Below are 15,106 nucleotides of genomic sequence, written 5' to 3' on the forward strand. Positions count from 1 at the left end.
CGTCAGGATAGGGCCGTCAAGGCCCGGCCACCCGCCCTTCCGGAGGATGCAGCGGGGAGGGAGCCACCCCGGATGCCGCGCCCGTGGGCCGGTAGCGTGGCACGCATGTTCGCCGTGTACGCCGAGTCCTTCTCCTCCGACGACCCGCTGTCCGGCCTGGTGGTCGGCGAGCGGCCCGACCCGCAGGCCCCGGAGGGCTGGGCAACGGTCACCGTGAAGGCCGCCTCGCTCAACCACCACGACCTCTGGTCGCTGCGCGGTGTGGGTCTCAAGCAGGAGCAGCTGCCGATGATCCTCGGCTGCGATGCGGCCGGGTACGACGAGGACGGCAACGAGGTCGTCGTCCACGCCGTCGTCAGCGACCCCGACTGGACCGGTGACGAAACCTTCGACCCGAGGCGGTCGCTGCTCTCCGAGCGGCACCAGGGGACGTTCGCGGACAAGGTCGTCGTACCGCGGCGCAACGTGGTGCCCAAGCCGGCCTCGATGTCGTTCGAGGAGGCCGCGTGCCTGCCGACCGCGTGGCTGACCGCCTACCGGATGCTGTTCACCCAGGGCGGTCTGAAGGCGGGTGAGACCGTGCTGGTGCAGGGGGCCGGCGGCGGCGTCGCCACCGCGCTGATCACCCTGGCCCGGGCGGGCGGACTCCGGGTGCTGGCGACCAGCCGCGACGAGGCCAAGCGCGCCAAGGCCCTCGAGCTCGGCGCGCACGACGTGTTCGAGTCGGGTGCTCGGCTGCCGGTCAAGGTGGACGCAGTGATGGAGACCGTGGGTCGGGCCACCTGGTCGCACTCGATCCGATCACTGCGACCCGGCGGGAAGATCGTCATCTCCGGCACCACGTCAGGTCCGAAGCTCGACGACGCCGAGTTGACCCGGATCTTCTTCCTGCAGCTGCAGGTGATCGGATCCACCATGGGCACCCGCGACGAGCTGGCCGCGCTGGTCAACCTGCTCGACGCCAGCGGCACGAGCCCGCTCGTGGACCGGGTGCTGCCGATGGAGGAGGCGCGCGACGGCTTCTCCGCGATGGCGGAGGGCGACGTGTTCGGCAAGATCGTCTTCACCCGCTGATGGCCACCCACTTCGTCACCGGCGCCACCTCCGGGATCGGCGAGGTGCTCGCCACGCTGCTGCACGAGCGCGGCGACGACCTGGTGCTGCTGGCCCGCAACGAGGCGCGTGCGGCGCTGCTCCGGGAGCGGTTCGCCGGCTGTCGGACGGTGGTCGCCGACCTTGCGGGAGCGGTCGACCTGCCGGACCTGCCCGAGCGACTCGACTCCGTGGTGCACTCCGCGGGTGTGGTCGATGTCGCCCCGGTCGCCGACAGCAGCCCCGGGAGCCTGGCTCGCACCGTGACGGTCGACCTGGTGGCGCCGATGCTGCTCACCCGCGCGCTGCTGGAGCCGGTCCGCCAGGGTGGCGGAACGCACGTCTTCGTCAACTCCGGGTCGGGGCTGAGGGCCAACCCCGGCTGGGCGTCGTACAACGCGGCGAAGTTCGGCCTCCGTGGCTTCGCCGACGCGCTGCGGCAGGAGGAGGCCGAGTACGGCGTCCGGGTGAGCACCGTCTATCCGGGGCGGACTGCCACGCGAATGCAGGAGCAGGTACACGCCCAGGAAGGCGCTGCGTACGACGAGGCTGCGTGGATCCGTCCCGAGACCGTCGCCGAGGCGATCGTGCGGATCATCGACCTCGGTCCCGACGCGACCGTGCCGGATCTCGTGATCCGCCCGCGCTGAGGTACGCCGGTCAGCGCGTCGGCTTGTGCGCGGCGACGAACACCGAGGAGCCGAACGGAAGATCACGGTTGCCCAGCAGCCGCTGGTCGACCCGGGACAGACCCATCAGCATCCGGTCGGTCCGCGGACTCACCTGAGGCACGCCCGACGCAGGTGCGCCCCGGCGGCCCCGCAGCCGGCGTACCAGGCGCTCGGCGACGAAGAATGGGAACACCGCGGTGAAGCCGTACGTCGCGCGGTCGATCGTCAGCCCGGCGTTCGTCATCGCGGCGACGATCCGCGGTCGCGTGTAGCGGGTGTGGTGCCCGGCTCTTACGTCGTGGTCGGTCCACGCCCAGAGGTACGCCGGGACCGAGATCAGCATCCGGCCGCCGGGCCGGAGCACCCGGGTGAGCTCGGCCAGCGCGGTGGCCTCGTCCGCACAGTGCTCGACCACGTCGAAGGCGACCACGGCGTCGAAGGACCCGTCGCGGATCGGCAGCGCCTCGGCGGACGCACAGATGCCGGAGCCGGCCTGAAGGCCCCGAGGGTCGACATCCACACAGGTGCGCCGGCCGCCGCGGGCCTGCACCCAGCCGACGCTCGGGCCGTCGGCGCTGCCCACGTCGAGCACCTGCTCGGGTGACCCGAGGAAGTCGCCCAGCGCGCGCTCCAGCAGCGCGGCGCGGGCGCGGTACCACCAGTAGTCGGGCTGGGACAGCGACGAGGAGCCCTGACCCTGTTCCGCGAGATCGCGCGGTCGCCTCTGCTCAGTGATGACCGGTCCCCACCTTCTCCACGGCCGACAGGAACGACTCCGCGACCCGTCGGCTGTCGTCCTCGGAGAGGTTGTTGTGGAAGGGCAGCCGCAGCAGCCGACCGCTGATGTCGTCGGTCACCGGGCATTCGGTGTCGCGAGCGGCGAACGACCGGCCGCCGGCGGAGCTGTGCAGGGGGACATAGTGGAACGTCGCCTGCACGCCGTCCTCGCGCATCGCGGCCAGCACTCCGTTGCGGGTCTCCTGGTCGGGCAGCAGCAGATAGAACATGTGCCAGGCCGACTCCCGGTCCGGCAGGTCGGCGGCGAGGCGGAAGTCGAGGCGGTCGGTGTGCGACTCGAGGAGCGCGCGATAGCGCTCGTGCAGCGCACGCCGCTTGCCCTGGATCCGATCGCGCTGCTCCAGCTGTCCGAGCAGGTAGGCGGCGAGGGTGTCCGAGACGCCGAAGGACGATCCGTTGTCCTGCCAGGTGTACTTGTCCACCTCGCCGTGCAGGAAGGCCTGCCGGTTGGTGCCCTTGTCGTAGAGCACCCGGGCGCGGTCGATGTCACGCGCCTCGTTGAGGATGATCGCCCCGCCCTCGCCGCAGATGAAGTTCTTCGTCTCGTGGAAGCTCTGGGTGGAGAACCGCCCGAAGCTGCCCAGTGGCTGGTCGCGCAGGGTGGCGAACAAGCCGTGCGCGTTGTCCTCGACGAGCGTGATGTCGGGCCGGTCGGCCAACACCTCCCGGATGCCGTCGACGTCGCAGGCGACCCCCGCGTAGTGGACGATCACCACGGCCCGGACGTGGTCGTCGATGAGCGTGGCGAGGTGCGCGGGGTCGATCCCGAGCGTGGTCGGCTCGATGTCGCAGAAGACCAGCCGGGCACCCTGACGGGCGAAGGCCAGCGCGGTGGCGGTGAAGGTGAACGACGGCACGATCACGGTGTCGCCGGGCTCGAGATCGAGCATCATCGCGGACAGCTCGAGGGCCGCCGTGCACGAGGTGGTCAGCATCACCTCCTCCGCACCGGTGGCGTCACGGAGAAGTGCGGCGGCACGACCGCTGAACGGGCCACCGGACGAGACCCGGCCGCTCTCGATCGACTCCCGGACGTAGTCCAGCTCCCGACCCTCGACGGCCGGGACGTTGAACGGGATCAGGGGAAGACTGCTCATCGGATGCTCCTCACGTGGGGTTCTGCTCTCGCCACGGCAGCTCGCGCCCGAGGACCTCGGCGAGCGCGGTGTCCGAGTCGGAGAAGTAGTCGCGGATCGCTCGGACCAGCGTCGCGGGCGGGCCGTCGGTCGGGCTCTTGCTGCGGTTGAGCGCCGGAGCCGGTCGCTGCTCGACCAGACCGGTCCGTACGCCGAGCGCACCGAACAGCCGGTCGGCCTCGCCCGCGGTCCCCAGCAGGTCGGCCAGGAACAGGACGTGGGTCCGGGGGAACTGGTCCAGCCACGGGGCCAGGTGGTCGACGTACCGGCCGCGCTCGAGATAGGCGTACGGCGAGACCGACGTGGCCGCGCGGTCCCAGGTCCCGCTGTTCGCGAGGTTGTCCCGCAGCGCCACCTCGAGAGGCCGGTCCTCGAAGCCGTTGTCAGTGCTGAAGCGCCAGTTGGACACGGCGCGCTCGACGGGATCGCGCAGGATCGCGACGACCTCGGGATCGCCGAGCATCCGGGCGGCGCGCGCGGGCGCCAGCGGGTCCTCGATGTAGCTGGTGCTCTTGTCGCCCAGCAACTCCTCGTCGCGGGCGTGGGAGAACCAGGTGGCGCGGTACCACTCCAGACCGCGGTCCGTGGCCTCGTCGGAGCAGAACACCTTCGGCTCGGGCCGGACCGGGCGGGCCATGGCGATGTCGGGATGGCTGTCGAGGATGCCGTGCAGCGTCGTCGTACCGCAGCGTTGCCCACCGATGACCAGGAGGTGACGGGTCACCGGCCGATCCTCTCCCGCACCACGTAGGTCTCCGTGGTGGCCACCGCGTTGAGGGTGCGGACGACGTACTCGCCCAGCATGGAGAGCAGCGCGATCGTCACTCCGTTGAAGAAGGCGAGCAGCACGACGAGCGTGGTCCAGCCGGGGACCACGGCACCATCGAAGAGGCCCTTGACGAAGTAGGCCGCGCCCAGCACGAAGCTGAGGACCGCGACCACGAAGCCCGCGAACGCCGCCGCGCGGAGTGGGAACGAGGAATAGCTGAACAGGATCGTCAGTACCAGGCGCAGGATCCGGCGCAGGCTGTAGTTGCTCTTGCCCTCGGCCCGGACGTCGTGACGGACCAGCACGTTGGAGCGGTTGTGCGAGTAGAGAAGCGCCTGCCCGGTGATGTAGGGGTGCGCCGTGCGCGAGGCGCAGATCCGGTCGACGACGTCCCGACGCAGGATCCTGAAGTTGGACACGGTGAGGTCGCTGGGCTGCCCGAAGATCCGCCGGTTGAGCATGCCGATCGCACCACTGCCGAGCCGGCGGACCAGCGACGCCTGCTTCGCCTCGAACCTGCCGAAGACGACGTCCTTGCCGGTCAATGCCTCGTCGATCAGGAGCAGCGCCTGGTCGGGCGGGTTCTGCAGGTCGTCGTCGAGGGTGATCACGTAGTCGCCGGTGGTCTCGCGCATACCGGCCAAGTTCGCGTGGTGCTGCCCGTAGTTGTGCAGCAGGTTGATCGCGATCAGGTGCGGGTTCCGCCGGGCCTCTTCGGCGATGACGTCCCAGCTGCGGTCCGAGCTGCCGTCGTTGACCAGAACCAGCTCGTAGCGCAGACCGGCGCCCTCGAAGGTCGAGACGATCTGCTCGATCGTGCGCCCGACGATGCGCTCGCTGTTGAAGACCGGGACCACGAGCGAGTAGGTGAGGTCGCCGCGATCCGTCCTAGGCACGGCGGACACTCTAACCGGGAGGGTCAGTGTGGTCCGAACGCCACCGCAGCGCTCCGACGACGACCATCCGCAGCTGCGTGGCCGCTCGGCGGCGCACCTCCGCCTCTACGGCCGGGCGACCGTCGGCGGCGAGGATGTCCTCCGCGGTCGCCACCATCGCGTTCACGATCAGGTTCGACAGCACCCGCAGGTCGTCGGACGACCAGCGCGAGCCGGTGACCTGGGCGAGGTCGATGGCGAGCTCGCGCTCGACCAGCTCCAGCTGGTGCCGTACGGCGCGCCGTACCGCGGGCGGCCCGGCGGTGCGCTCGCGGGCGATGAAGGCGAAGTGCTCGCGATGCACCCTCACGTGCTCGTCGAGCACCTGCACCGATCGGGCGATGACCTCGCGGGGCGCGGACTCGCCCTGGCGCACGTCGCGCAGGACGCCGCGCAGCGAGGCGAAGGACTCGTCGACCAGGGTCAGCCCGAGCTCGTCGACCGAGGCGAAGTGCCGGTAGAACGCGGTCGGAACCACCCCCACCTCCCGAGCCACCTGGCGCAGCGACAGTGCCGACAGCCCCCCATCCCCGGACAGCCGCAGCGCGGCGTCGAGGATCGCTCGGCGGGTGCGCTCCTTGCGCTCGACCCGGGTGCCGCCCGGGACCTCGGTCTCGGTCACGATGTCCACCCTAGCGATTCGCCGCCACCGAGAGCGCGGCCGGCCCGATGCCCGATCGGGGCCAGTCGGAGAACAGTCGTGCCTGGCGTGGTCGGCGTCACGCGCCCGGTCCTTGACCGTGCCGACGGCGGTCGGGCACAGTTGAGTGGACAGATGTTCACTGAACCTGCGAGAGCGATGATGACCCAGACCACCACCTTGGCCGAACGGCTGCTGCGCTCCCCAGCCGTGGCAGCACTCACGTCGCCGCACGGCGTCGACCGGTACCTGGAGCTGATCAACCCGATGTGGGCCGCGACCGAGGTGCGCGCCCGCGTCGTCGACGTACAGCGGGAGAACCCGGACAGCGGGGGCGCCGCGGTGGCCACGCTCACGCTGCAGCCGACGTCCACCTGGCGCGGGCACCGGGCCGGCCAGTACGTGCAGGTGGGCGTCGAGCTCCCCGGCAGTGCCCGGCGACTGACCCGCTGCTTCTCGATCTCCTCGGCGGCCTCTGCGCCCGGGGAACGATTCACCTTGACGATTCGGGCGCACGACGAGGGTCAGGTGTCGAAGTTCCTGGTCCACCGGGCACGGCCCGGACAGGTGCTGCACCTGAGCCAGGCAGAGGGCGAGTTCACTCTCACCGAGTCCCCGGCGACACCGACCAACAGGCACCTGCTGTTCATCACCGGCGGCTCCGGGATCACCCCGGCGATGTCGATGGTGCGCACCCTCCTTCGTGACGGCTACGACGGCCACGTCAACCGACGGGTGACGTTCCTGCACTTCGCACGGTCGGCCGAGGACCAGATCTTCGCCGCCGAGCTGGCCGGGATCGACGCCGGCGACAACGGCGTCGACGTACGCCTCTTTCACGGTGATCAGCTGTTCAGTGAGCAGTTGCTGACCCGGATCGTGCCCGACTTCCGCGAGGTCGACACGTGGGCCTGCGGACCGGCCGGCATGGTCGAGCTCGTCTCCGCGGCGTACGGCGTCAGCCCGACCGACACCTCCGGCAGCCGTCTCCGCGTGGAGTTCTTCAAGCCGCCGACCGTCGCGACCGGCTCCGCGGCGGGCGACCTGACCTTCGCGCGCAGTGACGCCACCGCGGCGAACACCGGCGCCAGCATCCTCGAGCAGGCCGAGGCCGCCGGGCTCCGTCCGGAGTTCGGCTGCCGGATGGGCATCTGCTTCTCCTGCACCGCACGCAAGACCGACGGCACGGTCCGCAACGTGCTCACCGGTGAGGAGTCCTCGCTCCCCGACGAGGACATCCGCATCTGCGTCAACGCCCCGGTCGGCAGCTGCACCGTCGACCTCTGACCCCATCTCGAGAGGAACACCATGACCACCAAGCTCACCCCTGACCAGCTCCACGCCTTCGGCAAGGAGATGGACTCGATTCGCCAGCGCATCCTGGCCGACCTCGGCGAGGAGGACGCGACGTACATCCGCGGCGTCCTGAAGCGGCAGCGCCAGCTCGAGGTGGCTGGCCGCGCCCTGATGTACCTGCCGCCCGCCTGGCCGCTTGCCGTGGCCGCGCTGAGCCTCTCCAAGATCCTCGACAACATGGAGATCGGCCACAACGTGATGCACGGGCAGTACGACTGGATGGGCGACCCCGGGCTCAACTCACGGATGTTCGAGTGGGACAACGTCTGCCCCAGCGCGCAGTGGAAGTACAGCCACAACTACATCCACCACACCTTCACCAACATCCTGGGCAAGGACCGGGACATCGGGTACGGCGTGCTGCGGATGGACGAGGACCAGCCCTGGCACCCCTACTACTTGGGCAACCCGCTCTACGCCTTCCTGCTCATGGTCTTCTTCGAGTGGGGTGTCGCGCTGCACGATCTCGAGGTCGAGAACCTCGTCAAGGGCACCCGCACGTTGGAGGAGAACCGCGCTCTGCACGCGGGAATCATGCGCAAGGTGAAGCGCCAGGCGCTCAAGGACTACCTGCTGTTCCCGGCGCTGACCGGGCCGCTGTTCCCGCTGACGTTCGCCGGCAACGCCATCGCGAACCTGGTCCGCAATGTCTGGGCGTTCAACATCATCTTCTGCGGTCACTTCCCCGCCGGGGTGGAGAGCTTCACCGAGGCGGAGTGCCTCGACGAGGACGGCCCCGACGGGCCCACCGAGTCGCGCGGTCACTGGTACTACCGCCAGGTGCTCGGCTCGGCGAACATCTCCGGGAGCCCGCTCTTCCACATCATGAGCGGCAACCTCTCGCACCAGATCGAGCACCACCTCTTCCCCGACCTGCCGGCGCGGCGCTACCCGCAGATCGCGGCGGAGGTCCGGGAGGTCTGCGAGCGCTATGGCCTGGAGTACAACACCGGCTCGCTGCGCCAGCAGCTCGGCAGCGTGGCCCGCAAGATCATCCGGCTCGCACTGCCGCCCCGGCGTACGACGGACCGCGAGCCGACCGCGGCCCCGGTGTCCGAGCCGGTGGCCGCCTGAGACTGGCTGAGACCGGCTGAGACAGCGGACACGTTGCCCGGACGTCGCGGACCGCGGGAGACTGGTGCCATGAACGACCACCTCAGCAAGGCAGAGATCCGCAAGGACGCGGTGCAGAGCGCGGTCGAGGCAACCGCCGGGACGGTGGGTCAGGTGGCGACGGTGCTGACCGGTGCGGTCCGCGACGTGGCCGGGGCACTCGGTGGCCTGGCGACGGACCTGTTCGAGATCCGTGACGCCGCCCGGCGTGCCGGCGAGGATCACGACGAGTCGGTCGGCGAGTAGGGCAGCCGGCCTCGGTTCAGCCGAAGCTCATCGAGAAGTCGGTCATCCGGAACGACGCGAGTGGCCGTCGGCCGGCGAGCCAGCCGAGCGGCCCTCCGGGGTTGAAGTCCCAGACGGCGGCGCAGGGCAGCGTCCGCGACGATCCGGTCAGCGCGGCCGTCCTGTCGCCGCCGTGCGCGCCGATGCCCTCGGTCAGGCCCGGCTGCCAGGTCGCGCCCTTGAACGGCAGCCGTGGAGCGAGGTGGGACACGTCGGTGAACCGGGCGGCCACCGTCGGTGTGCCGCCGACCGAGGCCGACCAGGCGGTGGTGCTGAGCGCAGCCCGGCGGCGGGACTCGCGAGTGAAGTCCGCCAGCCCCTTCGGGATCGCCCACAGCTCCCGCCCGCCGGCGACCGACGCGGGCGAGTCGACCCAGATATCGGTGATCGACACCGCCTTCACCGGGTGCTTGACCGGCCTGGCCACCAGCAGCTCGGAGTAGGTCAGCGGGCTGCCCTCCTCGTAGCCGACGAATGCCACTCCGTAGGTGCCCGCTGGCCGGCGCTCGTCGATCGCGTCACGGACGCGGAAGAGCGACAGCCACAGCTGCCCCACCATGTGCCACGGAGCAGGGGGATAGGAGTCGGTCATGTCTCGGAAGGGTAGTCACAGCACGTGACGTAGGTACCGCATGGGCTCGGCGAGGTAGGCGCGCCAATGGCCGACCAGCTCGAGGTCGTCGTACGAGGAGGGCCGCAGGCCCCACTCGCCCACCTCCAGGATCGCCGCGCCCGGGAGTGCCGCGAGGAGGGGCGAGTGCGTCGCACAGACGACCTGGCCTCCCCGGGCGGCGAGATCGTGGAGCACCCCGGCGAGCGCGATCTGGCCGGAGAAGGAGAGCGCGGCCTCGGGCTCGTCCAGGCAGTAGAGGCCGGGTGAGTCGAAGCGGGCGCGCAGCAGCTCCAGGAAGCTCTCCCCGTGGCTCATCCGATGGAACTCAGGGTCGCGGGGTCCCGCGTGCTGCTCCAGGAACGTGTACCACCCGTGCATCGTCTCGGCGCGCAAGAAGAACCCCCAGCGGGCTGACCCGGCGCTGCGCTCGAGGTTCAACCAGCGGTGCAGTGGTGACTCGGTCTCGTTGGTCGCGTGGCGCCCGTAGGGCGTACCGCCCTCCGGGGACAGCCCGAAGGCGATCGCGAGCGCCTCGACCAGGGTCGACTTGCCCGACCCGTTCTCGCCCACCAGGAGGGTCACCCCGGGCGCGAGGTCCCACCCTTCGTCGAGTACCTGCGCGACCGCGGGGATCGTCGCCGGCCATCGACTGCGCACGGCGCGCTCGTTGGCGACGGCCCGGCGGACCGGTCGGCGATCGCCCAGACCCGGCATGCCGGTCGCGCCGTCCTCAGGCCCGGCCGGTGCGTTCGACGATGATCCGGGCCAGGTCCGCGGGACGCTCGTCCGGGATCCAGTGCGAGACGCCTTCGAGGACCTCGAAACGGTAGTCGGCGTCCACATAGTCGGCGGTCAGCTCTGCGCCGACGCGGCCGAGCGCTGCGTCGTGGTCGCTCCAGACGTAGGTCGTGGGCACCCGCACCTTGACCCCGAACATCCCGCGGTTGGACAGCGGCAGCGCGCGGTACCAGCCGAGTCCGCCGGGGAGTGCGCCGCCCTCGACGATGTCGCGCCGGAACCGGGCCACCATCTCCGGCGTCATGCCCGCGCGACCGAGGAAGCGGCTGGCGACCCGGTGGTCCGACAGCAGTCGCTCGGGCAGCCACGGGATGTTGAACAGCGCCATGTACCAGGAGTCGAGGATCTGCCCGCGTGGCATCGCCTTGAGGAACGCACCCGGGTGCGGAACCGAGACGGCCGTCAGAGTGCGGAGCATCTCCGGGCGCATGATCGCTGCCCCCCACGCCACTGCCGCGCCCCAGTCGTGCCCGACGAGGTGCACCGGCTGGCCGCCGGCCTCGTCGACGAGTGCCACGACGTCCTTGACGAGCTCGCTGGTTCGGTAGGGTCGCCGGCCCCGTGGCCGCGCACCGGGGGAGTAGCCCCGCTGGTTGGGCGCGAGAGTCCGCAGGCCTGCCTCGTGCAGCAGGGGAACGACCTTCGCCCACGAGGTGTTCAGCTGCGGGAACCCGTGCAGCAGCACCACGACCGGTCCGTCGACCGGTCCGTCGTCGAGCACGTCGAACCGCAACCCGTCTCGGGTGTAGGAGGTGATCCGTCCGGTCGCAGTCGTCATGATCCGGAGCGTAGTGGCCCGGTGCCTACCCGTCGTCTGGGTCGTCGAGCCGGGCGAGCCAGGTGGCCAGCCGCTCCACCGCGGTCTCGAACTCCGGATGCGTGTCGGTGAACTCCTGGAGGCGGTCGGCGACCCAGGCGAGAGTCACCTCCTCGTCACCGCGCCGCCTCTCGAGCTCCTCGATGCCTCGGTCCGTGAAGTACATGACTCAGGCGAACGCCTTCTCGATGATCTCCTTCTGCTCCTGGACGTGGCGGGAGTGCTGACCCACCGACGGCGAGGACGACGCAGCGCGGGAGATCGGGTCGACGCGACCGGGCAGCGACGGGAAGAGGTTGAGCTGCAGGTGCGGCAGCGGCCCCATGTTGGCGGGCTCGTCCTGTACCCAGCGGACCTCGTGGAGATTGGGGTAGCGGCCGATCTCCGCCTTCACCTCCTCGACAGGCACGGGGTAGAGCTGCTCGAGCCGTGCGATCGCCGTCGTCGGCTCCTCGCCCTGCCGCTTCTCGCGCTCGACCATGAGGTCCCAGGTGATCCGTCCGCTGCACATCACCAGCGTGGTGACCTTGGCCGGGTCCACCGCAGAGTCGCCGATGACGCTCTGGAAGGAGCCGCTGGTGAAGTCCGCCGGCTGCGATGCCGCCTGCTTGCGCTTGAGCATCGACTTCGGGGTGAAGACGATCATCGGCCGGTGCCGCTCGCCCAGGGCGTGTCGGCGCAACAGGTGGAAGTAGCTCGCCGGCGTCGACGGCTGCGCGACCAGGAAGGCGTTGTCCGCGGCCATGGTCAGGAACCGCTCGATCCGTGCGGACGAGTGGTCCGGACCCTGTCCTTCGTAGCCGTGCGGCAGCAGGAGTACGACGCCGGACTGCTGGCCCCATTTGGTCTCGCCGGCGGTGATGTACTCGTCGATGACGATCTGGGCGCCGTTGACGAAGTCGCCGAACTGAGCCTCCCAGCAGACCAGCGCGTCCGGGCGGGCCACCGAGTAGCCGTATTCGAACCCGAGCGCGGCGTACTCGCTGAGCAGCGAGTCGTAGACGTAGAACTGGGCCTGGTCCTCCGCGAGGTTCGCTAGCGGCGTCCACTCGTCGGCGTTGAGCCGGTCGATGATGGTGGCGAACCGAGACACGAACGTGCCGCGGCGGGAGTCCTGACCGGCGAGCCGTACGGGGCGGCCCTCCATCAGCAGGGCGCCGAACGCGAGGATCTCGCCGGTGCCCCAGTCGATCGGTCCCTCGAGAATCGCGGCCGCGCGACGCTGCAACTGCGGCTGCACCTTGTGGTGGACGGTGAAGCCCTCGGGCGCGTTGACGTGGACGTCGGAGATGCGCTTCATGGTCTCCTGCGAGATCGCGGTGCTGGTCTCGCTGGCCAACTTCTCCGGGTAGCGCGGCACAGTGGTCCAGGCGTCCGGCTTGGTGTCCAGCTCGCGCACCTCGGTGAAGACCCTCTCGAGCTGCTGCTGGTAGTCGCGCAGGACCTGCTCGGCCTCCTCCAGGGTGATGTCACCGCGGCCGATCAGCGACTCCGTGTAGAGCTTGCGCACCGACCGCTTCTGCTCGATGAGGTCGTACATCAGGGGCTGGGTGTACGACGGGTCGTCACCCTCGTTGTGCCCGCGGCGGCGGTAGCAGACCAGATCGATGACGACGTCCTTCTTGAACGCCTGGCGGTACTCGAAGGCGAGCCGGGCCACCCGGATGCAGGCCTCCGGGTCGTCGCCGTTGACGTGGAAGATCGGCGCCTGCACCATCCGCGCGACATCGGTGCAGTAGAGCGACGAGCGCGAGGAGGCCGGCGAGGTGGTGAATCCGACCTGGTTGTTGACCACCACGTGGATGGTGCCGCCGGTGCGGTAGCCGCGCAGCTGGGAGAGGTTCAGGGTCTCGGCGACCACACCCTGGCCGGCGAACGCGGCGTCACCGTGGATGAGCAGTGGCAGCACCGGAAACTCTGCGCCCTTGTTGAGCACGTCCTGCTTGGCCCGCGCGATGCCTTCCAGCACCGGGTCGACCGTTTCGAGGTGCGACGGGTTCGCGGCGACCGAGACCTTGATCCGGTCGCCGGAGCCGGCGATGAACTCGCCCTCGGCGCCGAGGTGGTACTTCACGTCGCCGGACCCCTGGACCGTGCGCGGATCGATGTTGCCTTCGAACTCGCGGAAGATCTGGTTGTAGGACTTGCCGACGATGTTGGCCAGCACGTTGAGCCGGCCACGGTGGGCCATCCCGATGGTGACCTCGTCCAGCGCGGCCTCGGCGGCCGCCTCGCAGAGCTCGTCGACGAGCGCCACGGTTGTCTCACCACCCTCGAGGCTGAACCGCTTCTGCCCGACGAACTTGGTCTGCAGGAAGGTCTCGAACGCCTCGGCCTGGTTGAGCTTGAGCAGGATTCGCAGCTGCTCCTCGCGCGGCGGCTTCTGGTGTGGCTGCTCGACTCGCTCCTGGATCCACCGACGCTGGTCAGGGTCCTGGATGTGCATGTACTCGATGCCGACGGTGCGGCAGTAGGAGTCGCGCAGGATGCCGAGGATGTCGCGCATCCTCATGAACCGGCGCTCGCCACCGAAGGAGCCGGTGGCGAACTCGCGGTCGAGGTCCCACAACGTCAGGCCGTGCGACTCGACCTCAAGGTCGGGGTGGCTGCGCTGCTTGTACTCCAACGGGTCGGTGTCGGCCATGATGTGCCCGCGCACCCGGTAGGAGTGGATCAGCTCGAAGATCCGAGCCTGCTTGCTGACCTCGTCGTCGTGGCTTGCGGAGATGTCGGCGGACCAGCGGATCGGTTCGTAGGGGATCCGCAGCGCGCGGAAGATCTCGTCGTAGAAGCCGTCGGCGCCGAGCAGCAGCTGGTGCACCCGGCGCAGGAACTCGCCGCTCTGTGCACCCTGGATGACCCGGTGGTCGTACGTCGAGGTCATGGTCATGATGCGGCTGATCGCGTTGCGTGTGAGGGTCTCCTCGGACGCGCCCTGGAACTCTGGCGGGAAGTCCATCGAGCCGACCCCGATGATCGCGGCCTGTCCGGCCATCAGCCTCGGCACCGAGTTGTTGGTGCCCAGCCCGCCGACGTTGGTCAGGCTGATCGTCGTACCGCTGTAGTCATCCATGGTCAGCTTGTTGTCGCGGGCCTTGCGGATGATCTCCTCGTACGCCGTCCAGAAGTGGGCGAAGTCCATCGCCTCGCAGGCCTTGATGCTGGGCGCGACCAGCTGACGGGAACCGTCGGGCTTCTGCTGGTCGATGGCCAGGCCGAGGTTGACGTGCGCGGGCGACACCATGGTCGGCTTGCCGTCGATCTCGGCGAACGCGTTGTTCATCTCGGGCAGCGCCTTGATCGCCTGGACGATGGCATAGCCGATGAGGTGGGTGAAGGAGACCTTCCCGCCCCGCGCACGCTTGAGGTGGTTGTTGATCACGATGCGGTTGTCCCAGAGCAGCTTGACCGGGATGTTGCGCACCGAGGTGGCGGTGGGGACGCTGAGGCTGACGTCCATGTTCTTGGCGGTGGCCGCGGCGATGCCGCGCAGGACCGTGTAGGTGGGCTCGTCCGAGGCCTCCAGCTTGGTCTTCGGCTCCGGCTCCTTGGGCACCGGCTTGTCGCCGGCGGAGGTGGCGGGGGCGGAGGGCTTCGCGTGCTTGGCGTCGGCCGCCTTGGTTGGGGACGTCTTCGCGGCGGTCTTGTCCGTGGTCTTGGTGGTGGCCTTGCCGGCCGGGCTGGGCTGGGTGGCCGGGGCGGCGGGGGCCTTGGTGGTGGTCGACTTGGTGCTGGTCGACTTGGTGGCGGTCTGGGTGGCCGCGGCTGCCTGAGCGTTCCCGTTGCCCGTGGAGGTGGCGTGGTCGTTCTTGAAGAACTCCCACCAGACCTTGTCGACGCTTTGGGGGTCCTGCTTGTACTTCTCGTACATCTCGTCAACGAGCCACTCGTTGGCTCCGAATGCGGACAGCGGGTTCTCGGAGGGCTCCGACACTTCTTGTTTCGCCTCTTCTTGGTCGTGGCGCGTGGGTGACGGGAGCAAGGCTAGTCCCCGCGCGGACGCAATTCAGGAGGTGACCTGCAGATTTGTCGCGAGTGTGCCCGGACTCACTTGTCTTGACGTCAAGACAACTTCCCAGGGGT

General features: G+C 69.5%; 15 protein-coding genes. 5 read left to right on the forward strand and 10 right to left on the reverse strand.

Going from position 1 to position 15,106, the window contains the following annotated elements:
• The first annotated feature begins 105 nt into the window (after positions 1–105).
• Positions 106–1,074 carry a zinc-binding dehydrogenase gene (locus Q9R13_RS18345; RefSeq protein WP_310962613.1) on the forward strand — a complete coding sequence of 323 codons (969 nt, stop codon included), beginning with the start codon at positions 106–108 and terminating at the stop codon, positions 1,072–1,074.
• The gene (locus Q9R13_RS18350) at positions 1,074–1,742 is read left to right on the forward strand and encodes an SDR family oxidoreductase (protein WP_310962614.1); all 669 of its coding nucleotides are present in this window, start codon (positions 1,074–1,076) and stop codon (positions 1,740–1,742) included. Before Q9R13_RS18345 ends, Q9R13_RS18350 begins: the two co-directional genes overlap by 1 nt.
• A gap of 10 nt (positions 1,743–1,752) precedes the next feature.
• Here the strand turns inward: Q9R13_RS18350 and Q9R13_RS18355 are convergent, their stop codons facing one another.
• From Q9R13_RS18355 to Q9R13_RS18375, 5 genes are read right to left on the reverse strand one after another with little or no spacing between them, the layout of a single operon-like run.
• Positions 1,753–2,499, reverse strand: a complete 747-nt coding sequence (locus tag Q9R13_RS18355; RefSeq protein ID WP_310965119.1) for a class I SAM-dependent methyltransferase — start codon at positions 2,497–2,499, stop codon at positions 1,753–1,755.
• Positions 2,492–3,658: a dTDP-4-amino-4,6-dideoxygalactose transaminase gene (gene rffA, locus Q9R13_RS18360; RefSeq protein ID WP_310962615.1), complete on the reverse strand. Its 1,167-nt coding sequence runs from the start codon at positions 3,656–3,658 to the stop codon at positions 2,492–2,494. Before rffA ends, Q9R13_RS18355 begins: the two co-directional genes overlap by 8 nt.
• A gap of 10 nt (positions 3,659–3,668) precedes the next feature.
• On the reverse strand, positions 3,669–4,421 hold the full coding sequence (locus Q9R13_RS18365; protein WP_310962616.1) for a sulfotransferase domain-containing protein: 753 nt from the start codon (positions 4,419–4,421) through the stop codon (positions 3,669–3,671).
• Positions 4,418–5,362 (reverse strand): glycosyltransferase family 2 protein, encoded by a 945-nt coding sequence (locus Q9R13_RS18370; RefSeq protein WP_310962618.1) that lies wholly within the window; start codon positions 5,360–5,362, stop codon positions 4,418–4,420. The genes Q9R13_RS18365 and Q9R13_RS18370 overlap by 4 nt, the downstream gene beginning before the upstream one ends.
• 10 nt (positions 5,363–5,372) lie before the next feature.
• Positions 5,373–6,023, reverse strand: coding sequence for a TetR family transcriptional regulator (locus tag Q9R13_RS18375; RefSeq protein ID WP_310962620.1), 651 nt, complete (start codon positions 6,021–6,023; stop codon positions 5,373–5,375).
• A gap of 153 nt (positions 6,024–6,176) precedes the next feature.
• On the opposite strand from Q9R13_RS18375, the gene Q9R13_RS18380 reads away from it, so the two are divergent.
• The 3 genes from Q9R13_RS18380 to Q9R13_RS18390 all read left to right on the forward strand — a co-directional run bounded on the left by Q9R13_RS18380 (position 6,177) and on the right by Q9R13_RS18390 (position 8,756).
• Entirely contained in the window at positions 6,177–7,328 is a 1,152-nt protein-coding gene (locus tag Q9R13_RS18380; RefSeq protein ID WP_310962621.1) for a ferredoxin reductase, read from the forward strand.
• Between the two features lie 21 nt (positions 7,329–7,349).
• A complete protein-coding gene (locus Q9R13_RS18385) occupies positions 7,350–8,471 on the forward strand; it encodes a fatty acid desaturase family protein (RefSeq protein ID WP_310962623.1) in 1,122 nt (373 codons plus the stop codon).
• A gap of 69 nt (positions 8,472–8,540) precedes the next feature.
• Positions 8,541–8,756 carry a hypothetical protein gene (locus tag Q9R13_RS18390; RefSeq protein ID WP_310962624.1) on the forward strand — a complete coding sequence of 72 codons (216 nt, stop codon included), beginning with the start codon at positions 8,541–8,543 and terminating at the stop codon, positions 8,754–8,756.
• Between the two features lie 16 nt (positions 8,757–8,772).
• Here Q9R13_RS18390 and Q9R13_RS18395 read toward each other — a convergent pair whose 3' ends face one another.
• From Q9R13_RS18395 to Q9R13_RS18415, 5 genes are all read right to left on the reverse strand, one after another.
• A complete protein-coding gene (locus Q9R13_RS18395) occupies positions 8,773–9,387 on the reverse strand; it encodes an acetoacetate decarboxylase family protein (protein ID WP_310962625.1) in 615 nt (204 codons plus the stop codon).
• Positions 9,388–9,402: 15 nt separating this feature from the next.
• Positions 9,403–10,065 (reverse strand): AAA family ATPase, encoded by a 663-nt coding sequence (locus Q9R13_RS18400; protein WP_310962626.1) that lies wholly within the window; start codon positions 10,063–10,065, stop codon positions 9,403–9,405.
• 73 nt (positions 10,066–10,138) lie between these two features.
• Positions 10,139–10,984, reverse strand: a complete 846-nt coding sequence (locus Q9R13_RS18405) for an alpha/beta fold hydrolase (RefSeq protein WP_310962627.1) — start codon at positions 10,982–10,984, stop codon at positions 10,139–10,141.
• 25 nt (positions 10,985–11,009) lie between these two features.
• Entirely contained in the window at positions 11,010–11,189 is a 180-nt protein-coding gene (locus tag Q9R13_RS18410) for a DUF6104 family protein (protein WP_310962628.1), read from the reverse strand.
• Between the two features lie 3 nt (positions 11,190–11,192).
• Positions 11,193–14,957, reverse strand: coding sequence for a multifunctional oxoglutarate decarboxylase/oxoglutarate dehydrogenase thiamine pyrophosphate-binding subunit/dihydrolipoyllysine-residue succinyltransferase subunit (locus tag Q9R13_RS18415; RefSeq protein ID WP_310962629.1), 3,765 nt, complete (start codon positions 14,955–14,957; stop codon positions 11,193–11,195).
• Positions 14,958–15,106 lie beyond the last annotated feature (149 nt).

It is taken from the genome of Nocardioides marmorisolisilvae, assembly GCF_031656915.1.
GTDB lineage: Bacteria > Actinomycetota > Actinomycetes > Propionibacteriales > Nocardioidaceae > Marmoricola > Marmoricola terrisoli.